Annotated in this window: 2 protein-coding genes (1 of these 2 cut by a window edge); both read left to right on the forward strand. The window is 74.7% G+C overall.

Annotated features, from left to right (window positions below):
- Complete coding sequence (locus ABZW17_RS39950; protein ID WP_354826097.1) at positions 1–14,355, forward strand: SDR family NAD(P)-dependent oxidoreductase; 14,355 nt, start codon at positions 1–3, stop codon at positions 14,353–14,355.
- On the forward strand, positions 14,356–22,052 hold the 5' portion of the coding sequence (locus ABZW17_RS39955; RefSeq protein ID WP_354826099.1) for a type I polyketide synthase. Its footprint extends 7,675 nt past the window's final position; 7,697 of the gene's 15,372 nt are visible here — the first part of the coding sequence; its start codon is at positions 14,356–14,358; the stop codon falls past the right edge of the window. It begins immediately after the preceding gene.

Consider the following 22,052-nt stretch of genomic DNA (forward strand, 5'->3'; position numbering starts at 1 on the left):
ATGGCCGACGAGGAGACGCTGCGCGAGCACCTCAGGTGGGTCACGACCAATCTGCACCAGACGCGCCAGCGGCTGCAGGCCGTCGAAGAAGCCGAGCAGGAGCCGATCGCGATCGTCGGCATGGGGTGCCGGCTGCCCGGTGGTGTCCGCAGCCCCGAACAGCTGTGGGACCTGGTCGAAAGCGGCACCGACGCCATCAGCGGGTTCCCGGAAAACCGCGGCTGGGACCTCGACGCGCTCCGCGACCCCGATCCCGACCGCCCCGGCACCTCCCACACCGCGTCCGGCGGCTTCCTGCACGACGTCGCCGACTTCGACGCGGCCTTCTTCGGCATCTCCCCGCGCGAAGCCCTCGCCATGGACCCCCAGCAGCGGCTGCTGCTGGAAACGACCTGGGAAGCCATCGAACGCGCGCGCATCGACCCGGCTTCGCTGGCCGGCTCGCAGACCGGCGTCTTCGTCGGCAACACCGGCCAGGACTACGCGAACCTCATGCGCGGCGCCGGCGAAAGCCTCGAAGGGCACCTGCTCACCGGCACCGCGACCGCCGTCGTCTCGGGCCGGCTGGCCTACTTCCTCGGCCTCGGCGGCTCCGCCGTCACGGTCGACACCGCCTGCTCGTCTTCGCTGGTCGCGCTGCACTGGGCGTGCCACGCGCTGCGACGCCGCGAGTGCTCGCTCGCCCTCGCTGGCGGTGTCACCGTGCTGTCCACTCCGGCGGCCTTCGTCGCCTTCAGCCGCCAGCGCGGCCTCGCCCCCGATGGCCGCTGCAAGTCCTTCGCCGACGCCGCCGACGGCACGGGCTGGGGCGAAGGCGCCGGGATGCTGGTGCTGGAACGCCTGTCCGACGCCCGGCGCCACGGCCACCCCGTGCTCGCCGTCGTCCGCGGCTCGGCGATCAACTCCGACGGCGCCTCCAACGGCCTGACCGCGCCCAACGGTCCCGCGCAGGAACGCGTGATCGCCGAGGCCCTGGCCAACGCGCGGCTGTCGGCGAAGCAGGTCGACGCGGTCGAGGCGCACGGCACCGGCACCACCCTCGGCGACCCGATCGAAGCCCAGGCACTGCTGGCCACCTACGGCCGCGCCCGCACCGGCGACGACCCGCTGTTCCTCGGCTCGCTGAAGTCGAACATCGGGCACACCCAGGGCGCCGCCGGGGTCGCCGGGGTGATCAAGATGGTGATGGCCATGCGGCACGGCGTCCTGCCGCGGACCCTGCACGTCGACGCCCCGACGTCGCACGTCGACTGGGCGTCCGGCGGGGTCCGGCTGCTCACCGGCGCCCGGCCGTGGCCGGAGACCGGCGAACCGCGCCGCGCGGGCGTGTCCGCGTTCGGCATGAGCGGCACCAACGCCCACGCCATCCTCGAAGCCGCGCCGGACGCCGGGGAACCGGTGTCGGCAGAAGAGAACGGCCCGGTGCCGTGGGTGCTGTCCGCGCGGACCCCCGAGGCGCTCAAGGCACAGGCCGCCGCCCTCGCCAGCTCGGAAGCGTCCGCTGTGGACATCGGGTTTTCGCTGGTCACCACCCGGACGGCGTTCCCGCACCGCGCGGTCGTGGTCGGCGATCTCGCCGCCGGCCTCAAAGCGCTCGCCGAGGGTACGCCGGCGGCGAACGTCGTCACGGGGGAAGCCGGCGCGCCGGGCAAGGTGGCGCTGGTCTTCCCGGGGCAGGGTTCGCAGTGGGCCGGGATGGCCCTCGAACTCGCGGAATCGTCGCCGGTGTTCGCCGCGCGCCTGGACGAATGCGGCGCCGCACTGACGTCCTTTGTGGACTGGTCGCTGCGTGAAGTCCTGGCCGACGCCGACGCGCTGACCCGGGTCGACGTGGTTCAGCCCGCGCTGTTCGCCGTGATGGTGTCGCTGGCGGAGTTGTGGCGGTCGTTCGGGGTGGTGCCGGACGCGGTGGTCGGGCACTCGCAGGGGGAGATCGCCGCCGCCGTGGTCTCGGGGGCACTGTCCCTGGAGGACGGTGCTCGCGTGGTGGCCCTGCGAAGCAAGGCGATCCTGGCGCTGGCCGGGCGCGGCGGGATGGTCTCGGTCGCCGCGCCGCTCGAGACCGTCGAAGCGCGGCTGACCGAGGGCTTGTCGGTCGCCGCGGTGAACGGTCCGGCCGCCGTCGTGGTGTCCGGTGCGCCGGACGCCCTCGACGAGCTCATCGCATCCTGCGAAGCCGACGGGATCCGCGCGAAGCGGGTACCGGTCGACTACGCCTCCCACTCGGCGCAGGTCGAGCAGCTGCGGGACGAGCTCCTGCAAGTGCTCGCGCCGATCGTACCCCGCACGGGCGACACGGCGTTCATCTCGACGGTGACCGGCGAGTGGAACGAACGGGTCGACGCCGAATACTGGTACACCAACCTGCGCAGCACCGTTCGCCTGGACACCGCGATCGAACGTTTGAAGCGGGAAGGGTTCGGCACGTTCGTCGAAGCGTCGCCGCATCCGGTGCTGACCATGGCGATCGGCGACGACGTCCTGTCGCTGGGCTCCTTGCGCCGCGACGACGGCAGCCTGACGCGGTTCCACACCGCGCTGGCCGAGGCGCACGTCCGCGGGGTCGCCGTCGACTGGACCCCGGCCTTCCCCGGCGCCCGCACGACCGACCTGCCCACCTACGCCTTCCAGCGGGAACGGTTCTGGCCCGCGGTCGTCGCGGACCCGGGTGACGCGGGCGCACTCGGCCTGAACGCCACCGGGCACCCGCTGCTCGGCGCGGCCGTCGCGCTGGCCGCGGGCGACGGCCTGGTCCTCACCGGCCGCGTCTCGCCGCAGGCGCAGCCGTGGCTCGCCGACCACGCCGTGCACGACACGATCCTGGTCCCCGGCACCGCGTTCGTCGAACTCGCGATCCAGGCGGGCGACCGCACGGGCTGCGGCACGGTCGAAGAACTCACCCTCGAAACCCCGCTGACCCTGCCGAGCGCCCGCACGCTGCAGGTCTGGGTGGCCGCCGCCGACGAATCCGGCCGGCGCGCCGTCGAGATCCATTCGCGGCGGGACGAGGACGAACCCTGGACCCGGCACGCCACCGGCGTGCTCGCCCCGGGCAACCGGGCACCCGGGTTCACTTTGGACTCCTGGCCGCCCGAGGGTGCGGCCAGGATCGACTTCGACGGCTTTTACGACGGCCTGCGCGCGGCGGCCGGCTACGGCTACGGGCCCGCGTTCCAGGGCCTGCGTTCGGCGTGGCGCCGCGGCGAGGAGATCTTCGCCGAGGTCGAGCTGCCCGAGCCGGCGGACGCGGCCCGGTTCGGCCTGCACCCGGCCCTGCTCGACACGGCCCTGCACCCGCTCGCCCTGGCAGTGTCCACAGAGGATGAACAGCCCCGGCTGCCGTTCGCCTGGACCGGGGTGACGCTGCACGCCACCGGCGCGTCCGCGCTGCGCGTCCGGCTCACCCGCCGCGGCGCGGACGAGGTCAGGGTCGAGGTCGCCGACCCGTCGGGCGCCCCGGTCGCGACGGCGGACTCCCTCGTCCTCCGGCCGCTGCCCGCCGGCGGTCTGGACCGCGCCGACGATCTGTACCGAGTGGACTGGACCGAGAGCCCGGCCGAACCCACCGGGGCCGACGCCGTCTTCGAATCGCTGACGGGGGCGCCGGTCCACCGCGTGCTCGGGCTCGTCCAGGACTGGCTCGCCGCCGAGCGCCCCGAAACGCTCGTCTTCGTGACCACCGGGGCCGTCGCCGTGCACGACGGCGAGTCGCCGGACCCGGACCTCGCCGCCGCGTGGGGCCTGGTGCGATCGGCCCAGTCGGAACACCCGGGGCGGTTCGCGCTGCTGGACACCGACGATCCGGAGCACCCGGTCGTCCCGGCCGAGCCGCAGACGGCCGTCCGCAGTGGACAGTCCTTTGTGCCGCGCCTCGCCCGTGTCACCGCCACCGGGACGACGCCGGACTGGGGTGACGGCGCCGTCCTGGTGACCGGTGCCTCGGGGGTGCTCGGCGGGCTCGTCGCCCGGCACCTCGCGCGGCAGCACGGCGTCCGGCGGCTGGTGCTGCTCAGCCGCCGCGGCGCGGACGCGCCCGGCGCCGCCGAACTCGCCGCGGACCTGCCGGACGCCGTCTTCGCCGCCTGTGACGCCGCGGACCGCGACCGGCTCGCCGAAGTCCTGGCCGCGCACCGGATCACCGCCGTCGTGCACGCCTCGGGGGTGCTCGACGACGGCGTCGTCGAAGCCCTCACCCCGGATCGGCTGGACGCCGTCCTGCGCCCGAAGGCCGAAGCCGCCCGCAACCTCGACGAACTGACCACCGGCCTCGCCGCGTTCGTGCTGTTCTCCGCCGCCGCCGGGACGACCGGCGGCAGCGGCCAGGGCAACTACGCCGCCGCCAACGCCTACCTGGACGCCCTCGCCCAGCGGCGGCGCGCGGCCGGCCGCCCCGCCGTGTCGCTCGCGTGGGGCCTGTGGGCCGAGGCCAGCGGGATGACCGGGCACCTCGACGACCGCGCGCGAGACCGGCTGGGCCGCTCGGGCGTGCGTCCACTGGACTCCGCGCAGGGCCTCGCGCTGTTCGACCGGGCCGTGACCGCGGGCCCGGCCGCGCTCGTCCCGATCGCGCTCGACGCCGCCGCGTTGCGCCGCCAGGCCGCCGACGGCACCGTCTCGCCGCTGTTCCGGGGGCTCTTCCCGCCGTCGGCCCGGCGCACCGCCGCGACCGGAGGCCACCTCGGTGAGCTCTCCGAAGAGGCGCTGCTCGACCTGGTCCGGACGCACGTCGCCGCCGTGCTCGGGCACGCGTCGGCGCGCGCGATCGACCCCGGCCGCGCCTTCAAGGACCTCGGGTTCGACTCCCTCACCGCGGTGGACCTGCGCAACCGGCTCGCCGCGGCCACCGGCCTGCGGCTGCCCGCGACCCTGGTGTTCGACCACCCGACGCCGGCCGTGCTCGCCGCCCACCTGGCCGGGCGGACCGAACGGACCGCCGTCGCGCGGACCGCCGACGACGGCGACGCGATCGCGATCGTCGCGATGAGCTGCCGCTACCCGGGCGGGATCGCGTCCCCGGACGACCTCTGGCGGCTGGTCGCCGAGGGCCGCGACGCCGTCTCGGCGTTCCCCGCCGACCGGGGCTGGCCCGAGCTCTTCGACGACGACCCGGCTCACAGCGGGACTTCGTACGTCCGCGAAGGTGGTTTCCTCTACGACGCAGCGGAATTCGACGCCGAGTTCTTCGGCATGTCGCCGCGTGAAGCGACCGCGACCGACCCGCAGCAGCGACTGTTGCTGGAAGTCGCGTGGGAGGCGTTCGAGCGCGCCGGGATCGTGCCGGACGCGGTGCGCGGCAGCCGGACCGGGGTGTTCGCGGGCGTGATGTACCAGGACTACGCGACCCGCCTGCAGAACGTCCGAAGTGGACTGGAGGGCTACGAAGGCTACCTCGGCAACGGCAGCGCCGGCAGTGTCGCCTCGGGCCGGATCGCGTACGCGTTCGGTCTCGAAGGCCCGGCGATCACGGTGGACACGGCGTGTTCGTCGTCCCTGGTGGCGCTGCACCTGGCGTGCCAGTCGCTGCGGCAGGGCGAGTGCGACCTGGCGCTGGCCGGCGGGGTCACGGTCCTGTCGACGCCCGCGCTGTTCGTGGAGTTCAGCCGGCAGCGCGGGCTCGCGGCCGACGGCCGGTGCAAGTCGTTCGCGGACGCGGCCGACGGCACCGGCTGGGGCGAAGGCGCCGGTCTCCTGCTGGTGGAGCGGCTGTCCGACGCCCGCCGCAACGGCCACCCGGTGCTCGCGGTGGTCCGCGGGACGGCGGTCAACTCCGACGGCGCGTCCAACGGCCTCACCGCACCCAACGGCCCGGCCCAGCAGCGGGTGATCCGCCAGGCCCTCGCCAACGCGGACCTCTCGCCGTCCGAAGTGGACGCCGTCGAAGCGCACGGCACCGGGACCACGCTGGGTGACCCGATCGAGGCGCAGGCGCTGCTGGAAACGTACGGCCAGGAGCGGGAAACGCCCCTGTGGCTGGGCTCGCTGAAGTCGAACATCGGCCACACCCAGGCGGCGGCCGGGGTCGGCGGCGTGATCAAGATGGTCATGGCGATGCGGCACGGCGTGCTGCCGCAGACGCTGCACGTCGACGCGCCGTCGTCGCACGTGGACTGGTCGGCGGGCGCGGTGGAGCTGCTGACGGAGGCCCGGGACTGGCCGTCCGGAGACCGGCCGCGCCGCGCCGCGGTGTCCTCGTTCGGGGTCAGCGGCACGAACGCGCACGCGGTGCTGGAGCACGTCCCCGAGGCCGTAGCCGAGTCCCTTGTGGACGGTGTCGTGCCCTGGGTGCTGTCCGGCCGGACCGCCGACGCGCTGCGCGCCCAGGCGGCCGCGTTGCTCGGCCAGGCCGAACATCCGGCCGCGGAGGTGGGGGCGGCGCTCGTGTCGGCGCGGTCACTGTTCCGGCACCGCGCGGTCGTGGTCGGCGACGATCTCCTCGGCGGGCTCGCAGCGCTCGCCGAGGGCACTCCGGCGCCGAACGTCGTCACCGGCGAGGCGGCTGCGCCGGGCAAGGTGGCGCTCGTCTTCCCGGGCCAGGGTGCCCAGTGGGCGGGGATGGCCCTCGAACTCGCGGCGTCGTCGCCGGTGTTCGCGGCCCGGCTCGACGAATGCGGCGCGGCTCTCGAATCCTTTGTGGACTGGACGCTGCGCGATGCCCTCGCCGACGCGGCGGCGTTGAGCCGGGTCGACGTGGTTCAGCCCGCATTGTTCGCCGTGATGGTGTCTCTCGCGCAGCTGTGGCGGTCGTTCGGCGTGGTCCCGGACGCGGTCGTCGGGCACTCGCAGGGCGAGATCGCCGCCGCCGTGGTCTCGGGGGCGCTGTCCCTGGAGGACGGTGCTCGCGTGGTTGCCCTGCGCAGCAAGGCGATCCTGGCGCTGGCCGGCGGGGGCGGGATGGTCTCCGTCGCGGCCGCCCGCGAGACCGTCGAACAACGGCTGACCGACGGCATCTCGCTCGCCGCCGTCAACGGCCCCGCCGCCGTGGTGGTGTCGGGTGCGCCCGGAGCCCTGGACGAGTTCGTGGCGGCGTGCCGCGCGGACGGCATCCGGATCAAGCGCGTCCCGGTGGACTACGCCTCGCACTCGCCGCAGGTGGAGCAGCTGCGCGACGAACTCCTCGACGTCCTGGCCCCGATCACGCCCCGCCCGGGCGAGACCGCCTTCGTCTCGACGGTCACCGGCGAACGGAACGAAGTCCTCGACGCCGAATACTGGTACACCAACCTCCGCAGCCCGGTCCGCCTGGACACCGCGATCGAGCGCCTGAAGAGCGAAGGTTTCGGCACGTTCATCGAGGCCTCGCCGCACCCGGTGCTGACCATGGCCCTCGGCGACGACGTCGTCGCTCTGGGCAGCCTGCGCCGCGACGACGGCGGCCTCACCCGCTTCCACACCGCCCTGGCCGAAGCGCACGTCAACGGGGTCGCCGTCGACTGGACCCCGGCCTTCGGCGATGCCCGCCCGGCCGACCTGCCCACCTACGCCTTCCAGCGCGAGCGGTACTGGCTCGACGTCCCGGAGGCCGAGCCCGTCCAGGCCGACCAGCGCTTCTGGGACGTCGTCGCCGACCAGGACGTCCCGGCGTTCGCCGGGGCCCTCGACCTCGCCGAAGACGCCCCGCTCGACGCCGTCCTGCCCGCACTGGCGAAGTGGCGTGGCCGCCGCCGTGACGAGTCCACTTCGGACTCCTGGCGCTACCGGATCGCCTGGCGGCCCGTCACCACGACGGCGGCCCGGCTGTCCGGTCGCTGGCAAGTCGTCGGAGAGGGCGACGACGTCCGGGAAGTGCTGGCCGCCCACGGCGCCGAGCTCGTCGAGGACGACCGTGACCTGGCCGGCGTCGTGGCCGTCCGTCCGGACGCTGCGACCGCTCTCGAGCTGACCCGGCTCGACGCCCCGCTCTGGCTCCTCACCGAAGGGGCCGTGGCCACCGCCCCCGACGACCGCGCCCCCGACCCCGCGCAGGCCCGGGTCTGGGGCCTCGGCCGCGTCGCCGGGCTCGAACACCCCACCCGCTGGGGTGGTCTGGTCGACCTGCCGCCCGCCCTCGACGAATCCACGAGCGCCCGGCTGGCCGCCGTGCTGGCCGGGACCACCGGCGAAGACCAGGTGGCCGTGCGTGCTTCCGGCGTCTTCGCCCGGCGGCTCGTCCACGCCGACAAGGGCGAACCCGCCCGCCGCTGGCGGCCCGAGGGCACGGTGCTCGTCACCGACGCCGACGGCCACGCGGCCGTCCGGCTCGCCCGCTGGCTGATCACCCGGGGCGCCACCCGGATCGTGCTCGCCGCGGCGGCCTTCCCCGATGCCGGTGACCTGCGCGAACACGGCGTGATCGAGGCACCCTGCGACGTCGCCGACCGCGACCAGCTGGCCGCGGTCCTCGCCGCCCACGGGCCGGTGCGGTCGGTGTTCCACGCGGCCGCCGTCACGGACCTGGCGCCCCTCGCCGAGACCGGCCCGGACCTGCTGGACCGGGCCTGCCGCGTGAAGGCGGACGCCGCCGACCACCTCGACGCGCTGCTGCCGGACGGTCTCGACGCCTTCGTGCTGTTCTCCTCCATCGCCGCGGTCGTCGGCAGCGGCGCCCACGGCGCCCACGCGGCGGCCAACGCCCACCTCGACGCGCTCGCCGAGCGCCGCCGGGCCCGCGGCGAGACCGCCACCTCGATCGCCTGGGGTGTCTGGGACGCCGACGAGGGCGTCGACCGCGCCCGGCTGACGGCCGAGGGCGTCCCGCCGCTCGACCCCGAGCTCGCGCTGACCGCGCTCGGCCGGGCCCTGGACCACGACGACACCACCGTGCTCGTCGCCGACGTCGACTGGACGCGGTTCGCGCCGGCCTTCACCGCCGCCCGGCCCCGGCCGCTGCTCGCCGAGATCCCGGAAGCCACCGAAGAGACGGCCTCGGCCCCGTCCGGCTTCGCCGCGCAGCTCGCCGGGTTGAGCGCGCCGGACGCCCACCGCGTACTGACCGACCTCGTCCGCGCGCAGGCCGCGGCCGTGCTCGGCCACGCCGGCCCGGCCGCGGTCGACGTCGGCCGTGCCTTCTCCGAACTCGGCTTCGACTCGCTGACCGCGGTCGAGCTGCGCACCCGGCTGGCCACCGCGACCGGCCTGCGGCTGCCCGCGACCCTGGTCTTCGACCACCCGACGGTCACCGCGCTCGCCGGGTTCCTCGGCGAGTTGCTGGGCAGCGGCGGCGAGACCACCGAGCAGGCCCCGGCCGCCACGGGCACGGACGAGCCGATCGCCATCGTCGGCATCGGCTGCCGGTTCCCCGGCGGCGTCCGCTCGCCCGAGGACCTCTGGCGGCTGGTCGCCGCGGGCGGCGACGGCATCACGCCGTTCCCCGCCGACCGCGGCTGGGACCTCGACGAGATCTACGACCCCGAACCCGGCGTCACCGGCAAGAGCTACGCCCGCGAGGGCGGTTTCCTCGCCGACACCACCCGCTTCGACCCCGGCTTCTTCGGCATCTCGCCGCGGGAGGCCCTGGCCATGGACCCGCAGCAGCGGCTCCTGCTGCAGACGTCCTGGGAAGCCTTCGAACGCGCCGGGCTCGACCCGCTTTCGGTGCGCGGCAAGCGGATCGGCGTGTTCGCGGGCACCAACGGCCAGGACTACCCGGCGCTGCTGGAGCGGTCGACGGAGTCCCTGGAAGGCCACGCCGGGGTCGGCAACGCGGCCAGCGTCGTCTCCGGACGGCTGTCCTACGTGTTCGGCCTGGAAGGGCCGTCGCTGACCGTGGACACGGCGTGTTCGTCGTCGCTGGTGGCGCTGCACCTGGCAGTGCAGGCGCTGCGGCGCGGCGAGTGCACGATGGCGCTGGCCGGCGGGGCGACCGTGATGGCGACGCCGGGCATGTTCGTCGACTTCAGCCTCCAGCGCGGCCTCGCCGCGGACGGCCGCTGCAAGGCGTTCGCCGAGGCGGCCGACGGCGCCGGGTTCTCCGAAGGCGCGGGCATGCTGCTGGTGCAGCCGCTGTCCGACGCGCTGCGCGAAGGCCGCCGCGTCCTCGCCGTCGTGCGGGGATCGGCGGTGAACTCGGACGGCGCCTCGAACGGCCTGACCGCTCCGAACGGCCCGTCGCAGCAACGTGTGATCCGGGCCGCCCTCGCCGACGCCGGGCTTTCGACGTCCGAAGTGGACGCTGTGGAAGCGCACGGCACCGGAACGACCCTGGGTGATCCCATCGAGGCTCAGGCGCTGCTGGCGACCTACGGCCGGTCGCGGGAAACGCCGCTGTGGCTGGGGTCGGTCAAGTCGAACCTCGGGCACACCCAGGCCGCGGCCGGGGTCGCGGGCGTGATCAAGATGGTCATGGCGATGCGCCACGGCGTCCTGCCGCAGACCCTGCACGTCGATGCGCCTTCGTCTCATGTGGACTGGGAAGCCGGAGCCGTCGAGCTGCTGACCGAGTCCCGGCCGTGGACCGCCGACCGGCCGCGGCGGGCGGGCGTGTCGTCGTTCGGCATCTCGGGCACCAACGCGCACACCATCCTCGAGCAGGCGCCGGACCCGGTCGTCGAGCAGCGCGAGCCGGTGCCCGGGCCGGTACCGTGGGTGCTGGCCGGCCGGACCGAGGCCGCCCTGCGCGACCAGGCCGCCGCTCTGGCCGAGGTGGACGGCGACCCGGCGGACATCGGATTCTCGCTGGCGACGGCCCGGTCGCGGTTCCCTTACCGGGCGGTGGTTTTCGGCGCCGGCGCGCTGACCGCCGTCGCCGAAGGCAGGCCCGCGCCGGACGTGGTCACCGGGATCGCCGGGACGCCCGGCAAGGTGGCGCTGGTCTTCCCGGGGCAGGGTTCGCAGTGGGCGGGCATGGCCCTCGAACTGGCCGCGTCCTCGCCGGTGTTCGCGGCCCGGCTCGACGACTGCGCGGCCGCGATCGAGTCCTTTGTGGACTGGAAACTCCGGGACGTCCTCGCCGACGCGGAGGCGCTGACCCGGGTCGATGTGGTTCAGCCCGCGCTGTTCGCGGTGATGGTTTCGCTGGCGGAGTTGTGGCGGTCGTTCGGGGTGGTGCCGGACGCGGTGGTCGGGCACTCGCAGGGCGAGATCGCGGCCGCGGTGGTCTCCGGCGCGCTCTCGCTCGAAGACGGCGCTCGGGTGGTGGCGTTGCGCAGCAAGGCGATCCTCGCCCTGGCCGGTCGCGGCGGCATGGTCTCGGTGGCCGCTTCGCTGGAGGCGGTCGAGGAGCGGCTGACCGACGGGCTCTCCATCGCGGCGGTCAACGGCCCGGCCGCGGTCGTGGTTTCCGGCGCACCGCAGGCCCTCGACGACCTGATCACGTCGTGTGAAGCCGACGGAGTCCGCGCCAAGCGGGTCCCGGTGGACTACGCGTCGCACTCGGCGCAGGTGGAGCAGCTGCGGGAAGAACTCCTCGAGGTGCTGGCGCCGATCACGCCCAAGGAGGGCGCGATCGCCTTCATCTCGACCGTGACGGGCGAGTGGAACGAACGGGTCGACGCCGAGTACTGGTACACGAACCTCCGCACCACGGTCCGCCTCGACACCGCGATCGAACGGCTCAAGCGCGAAGGGTTCGGCACGTTCGTGGAGGCGTCCCCGCACCCGGTGCTGACCATGGCGCTCGGCGACGACGTCGTCGCGCTCGGCTCGCTCCGCCGCGACGACGGCGGCCTCTCGCGCTTCTCCACCGCGTTGGCGGAGGCACACGTCAACGGCGTCACCGTCGACTGGACCCCGGCCTTCCCCGGCGCCCGGCTCACCGACGTCCCCACCTACCCGTTCCAGCAGGAGCGGTACTGGCCAGAGTGGACGGCCACCACCACGGGCGACGCCGGCGGGCTCGGCCTCACCGACGCCGGGCACCCGCTGCTCGGCGCCGCGGTGACCGTCGCGGGCACCGGCGTCACCCTGCTCACCGGGCGGCTTTCCCGGCGCAGCCACCCGTGGCTGGCCGACCACGCCGTCGGGGACACCGTGCTGCTGCCGGGCACCGCGTTCGTCGAGCTGGCCGTGCAGGCGGGCGACCAGGTCGGCTGCGCGACCGTCGAAGAGCTCACCCTGCAGGCCCCGCTGGTCCTGCCGGAACGCGGCGGCGTCGCCCTCCAGGTGCGGGTCGAAGCCGCCGATGAACACGGCCGCCGCGCGCTGACCGTCCACTCGCGACCCTCCGACGACGTCGACTGGACCCAGCACGCCGAAGGGTTCCTCACCACGGGCGCCGAGCCGGGCACGGCCCTCACCGCGTGGCCGCCGCCGGGTGCGGAACCGCTGCCGGTCGACGGCCACTACGACACCCTCGCCGGCCGCGGCTACCGCTACGGCCCGGCGTTCCAGGGCCTGCGCGCGGCCTGGCGCCACGGCGACGACCTCTACGCCGAGGTCACCCTCCCCGGCGACCAGGACGCCGCCCGCTACGGGCTGCACCCGGCCCTGCTCGACGCGGCCCTGCACCCGATCGGCCTGACCAGCGCCCAGGCCGGCGCCCGGCTGCCGTTCGCGTGGACCGGCGTCCGGCTGTACGCGACCGGCGCGACCACCCTGCGCGTCCGGCTCGGGGCGCTCGGCGCGGACGGCGTCTCGGTCGCCGTCGCCGACGAGACCGGCGCACCGGTCGCCGAAGCCGAATCCCTCGTCATGCGGCCGATTTCCGCCGGGCAGCTGGCGGCGGCCGCCGACCACAGCGCCCTCTTCACCCTGAACTGGCCGCCCCTGGCCGCCGAGCCGGCCGCGCCGGCGGTGCCGCTGGGCGAGCCCGGACCGGTCGCCTACACGCAGTGCCGTGGCGACTCGACGGCCGAAGCGCTCGGGATCCTGCAGGAGTTCCTCGCCGGAGACGGGCGGCTGGTGCTGGTCACCGAGTCGGCCGTGGGAGAAGCACCCGCCGACCCGGCCGCGGCGGCCGTCTGGGGGCTGGTGCGGTCGGCGCAGTCGGAGCACCCGGACCGGTTCGTCCTCCTCGACGTCGACACCACCGACAACCTCGCCACCTGGGCCGGAGTGGCGGCCGCGTCCGGCGAACCCCAGCTGGCCCTGCGCGGCGGCGAACTCCACGTGCCCCGGCTGGCGCGGGCCGCCGCGCCGCAGCGGGAGCACGCGTGGAACCCGGACGGGACCGTGCTGATCACCGGCGCGAGCGGCGTGCTCGGCGGCCTGCTGGCCCGGCACCTGGTCACCGTCCACGGTGTCCGGCACCTGCTGCTGCTCAGCCGCAGCGCGCCCGACACCACCGAGCTGACCGGTGCGTCCGTCACCGCCGTCGCCTGCGACGTCGCCGACCGGGCCGCCCTCGAAGCCGCCTTGGCGCAGATCCCCGCCGAGCACCCGCTGACCGCGGTGGTGCACGCCGCGGGCGCGCTCGACGACGGCGTCCTCGAAGCCCTGACCCCCGAGCGGCTCGACACCGTCCTGCGGCCCAAGGCCGTCGCCGCCCGGCACCTGCACGACCTCACCGAGCACCTCGACCTCGACGCGTTCGTCCTGTTCTCCTCCTTCGCGACGACGATGGGCGGCGCGGGCCAGGCGGGCTACTCCGCGGCCAACGCCTACCTCGACGCCCTCGCCCAGCACCGCCGCGGCCGGGGACTGGCCGCGACCTCGCTCGCCTGGGGCCTGTGGGAGACGCGCAGCGGCCTGACCGCGCACCTCGGCGACGACGACGTGTCGCGGCTCGGCCGCTCCGGCGTCCGCGCGCTGCCGACGGACCGCGCGCTGCGGCTGTTCGACCTCGCCCTGGGAACCGGCGAGCCGCTGCTGATGCCGGTCGCGCTGGACCTGGCCGCCTGGCGGGCCCGGCCCGAGGTCCCGGCGCTGCTGCGCGGCCTCGTCCGGACCCCGGCGCGGCGGGCCGTGCGCGACGGCGTCCCGGCCGGGCCCGGGCTGGCCGAACGGCTCGCCGGCCGGCCGGAGGCCGAGCAGCTCCGGGCCGTCGACGAGGTCGTGCGCGCCCAGGTGGCAGCCGTGCTCGGCTACGCGTCGGGCCACGCCGTCGAAGCCGGACGCGGGTTCCTCGACCTCGGCTTCGACTCGCTCACCGCGCTGGAGCTGCGCAACCGGCTCACCGCGGCGACCGGGCTGCGGCTGCCGGCCACGTTGATCTTCGACTACCCGAACCCGGACGCGCTCACCAAGCACCTGTGCGCCGAACTGCCCACCGGCGGCGCGAAGGCCGCCCAGCCCGTGCACGCGGAACTGGACCGCCTGGCCGCGGTGCTCGCCGCGGCCGAACCCGCCGCCGGCGACCGCGACCGCGTCACCGACCGCCTGCGCGGGCTGCTGGCCCGGTGGACCGCGACCGACGACCGCCGGGACGAACCCGGCACGGAACTGGCCGACGCCACCGCCGAGGAGATCTTCGACCTCCTCGACGACGAACTGGGGATGTCCTGAATGTCGAACGAACAGAAGCTCCTGGACTACCTCAAGCGGGCCACGGCCGACCTGCGCGAAGCCCGGCGGCGGCTGAAGGAGAACGAGGACCGCGCGCAGGAGCCGGTCGCCATCGTCGGCATGAGCTGCCGGTTCCCCGGCGGCGTCCGCACCCCGGACCAGCTGTGGGACCTGCTCGAAGCGGGGGAGGACGCGGTCGGGGCGTTCCCCGCCGACCGCGGCTGGGACCTGGCCCGCCTCTACGACGCCGACCCCGGCAGCGCGGGCACCAGCTACACCCGGGAAGGCGCGTTCCTGCACGACGCGGCCGACTTCGACGCGGAGTTCTTCGGCATTTCCCCGCGTGAGGCGCTCGCCATGGACCCGCAGCAGCGGCTGCTGCTGGAGACGTCGTGGGAGGTGCTGGAGCGGGCGGGCATCGACCCGGCGTCGGTGCGCGGTGAGAAGGTCGGCGTCTACGCCGGGGTGATGTACTCCGACTACGCGGCCCGGCTGCTGCTGGCCCCCGACGTCTACGCGGAGTTCGAGGCGTTCCTCGGCAACGGCAGCGCGGGCAGCGTCGCCTCCGGCCGGATCGCCTACACGCTCGGCCTGGAGGGGCCCGCGGTCACGATCGACACGGCCTGCTCGTCGTCGCTCGTGGCGCTGCACCTGGCCTGCCAGGCCGTCCGGCTCGGCGACTGCACGCTGGCCCTGGCCGGCGGTGTCACGGTGATGGCCACCCCGGGCACGTTCACCGCGTTCAGCCGCCAGCGCGGCCTCGCCGCCGACGGCCGGTGCAAGCCGTTCGCCGATGCCGCCGACGGCACCGGCTGGGGCGAAGGCGCGGGCATGCTGCTCGTCGAACGCCTTTCCGACGCCCGCCGCCACGGGCACCCGGTGCTCGCCGTCGTCCGCGGCTCGGCGGTCAACCAGGACGGCGCGAGCAGCGGCCTGACCGCGCCCAACGGACCGTCGCAGCAACGCGTGATCCGGGCCGCGCTGGCGAACGCCTCGCTGTCCATTTCGGACATCGACGCGGTGGAGGCGCACGGCACCGGCACCCGGCTCGGCGACCCGATCGAAGCCCAGGCCTTGCTGTCGACGTACGGCCAGGGCCGGTCGACGCCGCTGTGGCTCGGGTCGGTCAAGTCCAACCTCGGGCACACCCAGGCCGCCGCGGGCGTGGCCGGGATCATCAAGTCCGTCCAGGCCATGCGGCGGGGCCTGCTGCCGCGGTCGTTGCACATCGACGCGCCTTCGTCCCAAGTGGACTGGAGTGCCGGGTCGGTCCGGCTGCTCACCGAGGCGACGCCGTGGCCGGAGACCGGGCAGCCGCGGCGGATCGGCGTCTCGTCGTTCGGGGTCAGCGGGACGAACGCGCACGTGATCCTGGAGCAGGCGCCGGTTGTGTCGCCGGTGCCGCCGCTGCCGCCGCGGGAGGCGTCCGGGCCGGTGCCGTGGGTGCTTTCCGCGGGTTCGCCGGAGGCGTTGCGGGCCCAGGCCGCCGAGCTGCTTTCCTGGGAGCGAAACCCGGTCGACGTCGGGTTCTCGCTGGTCGGGTCGCGGGCGTTGCTGAGCCACCGCGCGGTGGTCACCTCCCCGGAGGGTCTTGCCGCGCTGGCCTCCGCGGCGCCTTCGCCGAGCCCGGCGGTGGTGATCGGGGAGGCCGCGGTCCGCGGCAAGGTGGCTCTGGTGTTCCCGGGGCAGGGGTCGCAGTGGCCGGGGATGGCGCTGGAGCTGGCTTCGTCGTCCCCGGCCTTCGCGGCTCGGCTGGACGAGTGCGCGGTCGCTTTGTCGGCTTTCGTGGACTGGTCGCTGCGGGATGTCCTTGCCGATCCTGCTGCGCTTTCGCGGGTCGATGTGGTGCAGCCCGCGTTGTTCGCGGTGATGGTTTCGCTGGCCGAGCTGTGGCGGTCGTTCGGGGTGGTTCCCGATGCCGTGGTGGGGCACTCGCAAGGCGAGATCGCGGCCGCGGTCGTGTCCGGCGCACTGTCGCTTTCGGACGGTGCCCGCGTGGTTGCGTTGCGCAGCCGGGCCCTGCTGGCGTTGGCCGGGCGGGGCGGGATGGTGTCGGTGGCGGCACCCCTGCCCGCGGTCGAAGCGCGGCTTTCGGACGGGTTGTCGATCGCGGCGGTGAACGGTCCGTCCGCGGTGGTGGTGTCCGGTGCCCCGGAGGATCTTGATTCGCTGATCGCGCGTTGCGAGGCCGATGGCATGCGCGCGAAGCGGGTGCCGGTCGATTACGCGTCGCATTCGGTGCAGGTGGAGCAGCTGCGTGCCGAGCTGCTCGAAGTCTTGGCGCCGATCGCGCCGCGGGCGGGCGGGACCGCGTTCTTCTCCACGGTGACCGGTGAGTGGATCGACGGGTCCGCGTTGGACGCGGAGTACTGGTACACGAACCTGCGCACCACCGTCCGGCTGGACGTGGCGGTCGAGCGGCTGAAGGGCGAGGGATTCGGCGCGTTCGTGGAGGCGTCGCCGCATCCGGTGCTGACCATGGCGATCGGGGACGACGTCGTCGCGCTGGGTTCGCTGCGGCGGGATGACGGCGGGTTGACCCGGTTCCACACGGCGCTGGCCGAGGCGCACGTGAGCGGGGTGGCGGTGGATTGGACGCCCGCGTTCCCGGACGGCCGGATCGTCGACCTGCCGACCTATGCGTTCCAGCGCAAGCGGTACTGGCTGGAGGTGCCGGACCGGCCGGTCGCCGGAGACCCCGCGGACGCCCGGTTCTGGGCCGCGGTCGACGGCGGCGATCTCGGTGCGCTGGCGGAGTTGCTCGGAGTGCCCGCGGAGACGTCGTTCGCCGAGCTGCTGCCCGCCCTCGCCCAGTGGCGGCGGCTGCGGCAGGAGAAGTCCACTGTGGACTCGTGGCGGTACCGGGTGGACTGGAAGCCGCTGGCGGAACCGGAGGCGGGGACGCTGTCCGGGCGGTGGGTGGTGGTCGCCCCGCCGGGAACGGACGCGGCCGAGGTGACGAACGCCCTGGCCGCGGCCGGGGCGGAGCCGGTGGTGCTCGAGTGGCCGAGCGACGGTCTCACGGGCGCCGAGCTGGCGAGCGAACTCGCCACCGACCCTGCGGTGGCCGCAGGTAGCGGCCCTGCGGCGGCTGCCGAGGTGGCGGTCGTGGGCACCGACCCTGCGGCGGTTGCCGAGATGGCGGTCGCGGGTACCGACCCTGCGGTGGATGCCGAGGTGGCGGTCGCGGGCACCGACCCTGCGGCACAAGCCGTCCGCGGGGATCGCGAGCCTGCGGCGGTTGCCGAAGCCGCCACCGAGCCCCGCCTGCCCACCATCGCCGGTGTCATCTCGCTGCTCCCCGATGCCCCCGCCACCCTCCTCCTCACCCAGGCTCTCGCCGACACCACCGCACCCCTCTGGCTGCTCACCCGCCACGCCGTCGCCGCGCTGCCCGGCGACACGCCGCCCGCCGCCGATCCCGCGCAGGTCTGGGCGCTCGGCCGGGTCGCCGGCCTCGAACACCCCGAACGCTGGGGCGGTCTCGTCGACCTCCCCGCCACCCTCGACCGGCGCGCCGCCCGCCGGTTGACCGCCGTGCTCGCCGGGCTCGACCACGAGGACCAGGTCGCCCTCCGCGCCTCCGGGCTCTTCGGTCGCCGCCTCGCGCACGCCCCCGGCGTCGAACCCGGCCGAACCTGGCGCCCGCGGGGGACCGTGCTCGTCACCGGGGGCACCGGCGCGCTCGGCCGGCACGTCGCCCGGTGGCTCGCCCGGGCCGGCGCCGAGCACCTCGTCCTCGTCAGCCGCCGCGGGGCCGATGCCCCGGGGGCCGCCGAACTGGAAGCGGAACTGGGCACCCGCGTCACCTTCGCCGCCTGTGACCTCGCCGACCGCGACGCCGTGGCCGCACTCGTCGAAAGCCTCGGGGACGTGCGGGCCGTCGTGCACACCGCCGGCCTGCCGCAAGCGCAGACCATCGCCGGCACCAGCCCCGCCGAGTTCGCCGAAATCCTCGCCGCCAAGGCCACCGGCGCCGACCACCTCGACGCACTGCTCGGCGACGACCTCGACGCCTTCGTCCTCTTCTCCTCCAATGCCGGCGTCTGGGGCAGCGCCGGGCAGGGCGCCTACGCCGCCGCGAACGCCCACCTCGACGCCCTCGCCGCGCGCCGCCGCGCCGCCGGCCGGACGGCGACGGCCGTGGCCTGGGGCTCCTGGGCGGGCGACGGCATGGCGGGCAGCGCCGAGGCGAAGGACCACCTGCGTCGCCGCGGCCTGCGCGAAATGGCCCCCGAACGCGCGATCGCCGCCCTGCAGCAGGCGCTCGACGCCGACGAGACGTTCGTCGCCGTCGCCGACATGGACTGGGCGCGGTTCGCCGCCGGGTTCACCGCCGCCCGGCGGCGGCCGCTGATCGAAGACCTGCCGGAAGTGACCGCCGAGGAGGTCGTCACCGAGGTCGGCACCGGACTCGCCGAAGCCGTCCGCGGGCTCGGCCCGCGCGAAGCCGCCCACCACGTCCTCGAGCTCGTGCGCGCGCAGGCCGCCGCCGTCCTGGGGCACGACTCCGGCGCGGCCGTCCCGGCGGACCGGGCCTTCCGCGACCTCGGCTTCGACTCGCTGACCGCCGTCGAACTGCGCAACCGGCTGACCAGCGCGACCGGCGTCCGGCTCCCGTCGACCGTCGTCTTCGACCACCCGCACCCGCGGGCGCTGGCCGAGCTCCTGCTGCGCGAAGTCTCCGGCGCCGAAGCCGTCACCGCGGGCCCGGTCACGGCCGCCCCTTCCGACGAACCGATCGCCATCGTGGCCATGGGCTGCCGCTACCCGGGGGACGTGTCCTCGCCCGAGGACCTGTGGCGCTTGCTGGCAAACGGCGGTGACGGCGTCGGCCCGTTCCCCGCCGACCGTGGCTGGGACCTGGCCGCGCTGTACGACCCGGACCCGGCGAACCTCGGCACCAGCTACACCCGCGAAGGCGGGTTCATGACCACGGCGGCGGAGTTCGACGCGGCCTTCTTCGGCATCTCGCCGCGCGAGGCGCTCGCCATGGACCCCCAGCAACGCGTGCTCCTGGAGACGTCGTGGGAGGTGTTCGAGCGCGCGGGTCTCGACCCGGAGTCGTTGCGCGGCAGCGGAACCGGTGTGTTCGTCGGCGCGACCTCCTCCGGCTACGGCGTCGGCGCGCGCGACGAGTCCGGCGGCTCCGAAGGCTACCTGCTGACCGGCAGCGCCCCGGCCGTCGTCTCCGGCCGGCTGTCCTACACGTTCGGCCTGGAGGGCCCGGCCGTCACCGTGGACACGGCGTGTTCGTCGTCGCTGGTGGCGCTGCACCTGGCGTGCCAGTCGCTGCGGCAGGGCGAGTGCTCGATGGCGCTGGCCGGCGGTGTCACGGTGATGGCGCACCCGGCGGCGTTCGTCGAGTTCAGCCGTCAACGCGGGCTGGCCGAGGACGGCCGCTGCAAGTCCTTCGCCGACGCCGCCGACGGCACCGGCTGGGGCGAGGGTGTCGGCCTGGTGCTCCTGGAACGCCTGTCGGACGCCCGCCGGCACGGGCACGAAGTCCTCGCCGTGGTCCGCGGTTCGGCGGTCAACCAGGACGGTGCCTCCAACGGGCTCAGCGCGCCGAACGGCCCGTCCCAGCAGCGGGTGATCCGCGCCGCGCTGGCCAACGCCGGTCTGTCCACTTCGGACGTCGACGTGGTCGAGGCCCACGGCACGGGAACCCGGCTCGGCGACCCGATCGAGGCGCAGGCTCTGCTCGCCACCTACGGTCAGGACCGCGATCGGCCCCTGTGGCTCGGCTCGGTGAAGTCCAACATCGGGCACACGCAGTCGGCCTCCGGCGTGGCCGGGGTGATCAAGATGGTGCTCGCCATGCGTCACGGCGTCCTTCCGCGGACGCTGCACGTCGACACGCCGTCGTCCCAAGTGGACTGGTCGGCCGGTGCCGTCGAACTGCTCACCGAGGAACGCGGGTGGGTGTCCGACGGCCCGCGCCGCGCGGCCGTCTCGGCGTTCGGGGTGAGCGGGACCAACGCGCACGTGGTCCTCGAACAGGCCGAACCGGTCGCGGCCCCGGCGGCGGGACCGGACGCGACACCGCCGCTCGTCCCGCTGTCGGCCCGGAGCGCCACGGCGTTGCGAGCCCAAGCGGACCGGCTCCGGGGCACGGGCCTGGCCCCGCAGGATCTCGCGTACTCCTTGGCTTTCACGCGCGCGACGCACGACCATCGCGCTGTCCTCGTCGCGGGTGGCGACGAGATCGACCGTGCTCTGGGTGTCCTCGCCGACGGTGGTTCCGACGCCGCCGTGGTGACCGGCACCGCCGACCGCGACGCCCGGCTGGCGGTGCTGTTCACCGGCCAGGGCGCCCAGCGGGCCGGGATGGGCCACGGGCTCTACGAGCGATTCCCCGTGTACGCCGAAGCTTTCGACGCGGTGTGCGCACATTTCGGCCCCGAACTCCGCGAGGCCTTCGACGACGCCGAGCGCCTGGATCGGACCGAGTTCACCCAGCCCGCGTTGTTCGCGGTGGAAGTGGCGCTGTTCCGGCTGGTCGAGTCGTTCGGTGTGCGCCCGGATTTCGTGGCGGGGCATTCGATCGGCGAGATTTCGGCTGCGCACGTGGCTGGGGTGTTGTCCCTTGAGGACGCTTGTCGGCTGGTTTCGGCCCGCGCGTCACTGATGCAAGCCCTACCGGCGGGCGGCGCGATGGTGTCCATTGCCGCGCCGGAGTCGGCGATCACGCTGACCGAGGGCGTCTCCATCGCGGCGGTGAACAGCCCCGAGTCGGTGGTCATTTCGGGTGATGAGGCCGCCGTTCTGGCGATCGCGGCGCAGTTCCCGAAAACCAAGCGCCTCACCGTCAGTCACGCGTTCCACTCGCCGCTGATGGACCCGATGCTGGACGAGTTCCGTGCGGTGGCGGAAACCTTGACCTGTCGTCCGGCGGAAATACCGGTGATCTCGAATGTGAGCGGTGCTCTCGCCGAGCCGTTCACCGCGGATTACTGGGTGCGGCACGTCCGGGAAGCCGTCCGGTTCGCCGACGGCGTCACCACGCTCGAAGCCGCGGGCGCCAAGGTCTTCCTGGAGCTGGGCCCGGCCGGCGTCCTCAGCTCGATGGTCCCCGGGACCGCGATCCCCGCCCTCCGCCGCGACCGCGACGAAGCACGAACCCTCTTCACCGCACTCGCCCGCCTGCACGTCAACGGCGTCGACCTGGACTGGGAGAGCCTCTACGCCGGATCCGCCGGCCGGGCCGTCGCACTGCCGACGTACCCCTTCGAACACCAGCGGTACTGGCTCGAACCGGCCCGCCCGCAGCCCGCCACCGACCCCGCCGACGCCGGGTTCTGGGCCGCCGTCGAGCGCGGCGACCTGGCCCGCGACCTCGCCGTCGACGCGGAACTCGCCGACGCCATCCAGCCCGCGCTCCAGGCCTGGCGCACCCGCCACCGCGAGGCGAGCACGCTCGAATCGTGGCGCTACCGCGTCACCTGGCGGCCCCACCCGATCCCCACCGGCCGCCTCACCGGCACCTGGCTGCTCGTCGGCGCCGCCCCCGCGGGGCTCGCGGACAGCCTGGCCGAGCGGGGTGCGGACGTCGTCAGCGTGCCCGTCGACCGCCTGGGCGAGGTGCCGGACGTCGCCGGGGCGCTCGCCTTCCCGGCGAACCTGGCCGAAGCCCTCACCGTGCTGCAGGCCGACCTGCCCGGCCCGCTCTGGCTCGGCACCGCCGGCGCCGTCCG

The sequence above is a fragment of the Amycolatopsis sp. NPDC004625 genome, assembly GCF_040609695.1.
Taxonomy (GTDB): domain Bacteria; phylum Actinomycetota; class Actinomycetes; order Mycobacteriales; family Pseudonocardiaceae; genus Amycolatopsis.

Bases quoted from the DNA above. Each gene is read 5' to 3' on its own strand.
- ABZW17_RS39950 (WP_354826097.1), top strand. From the start codon at position 1: ATGGCCGACGAGGAGACGCTGCGCGAGCACCTCAGGTGGGTCACGACC.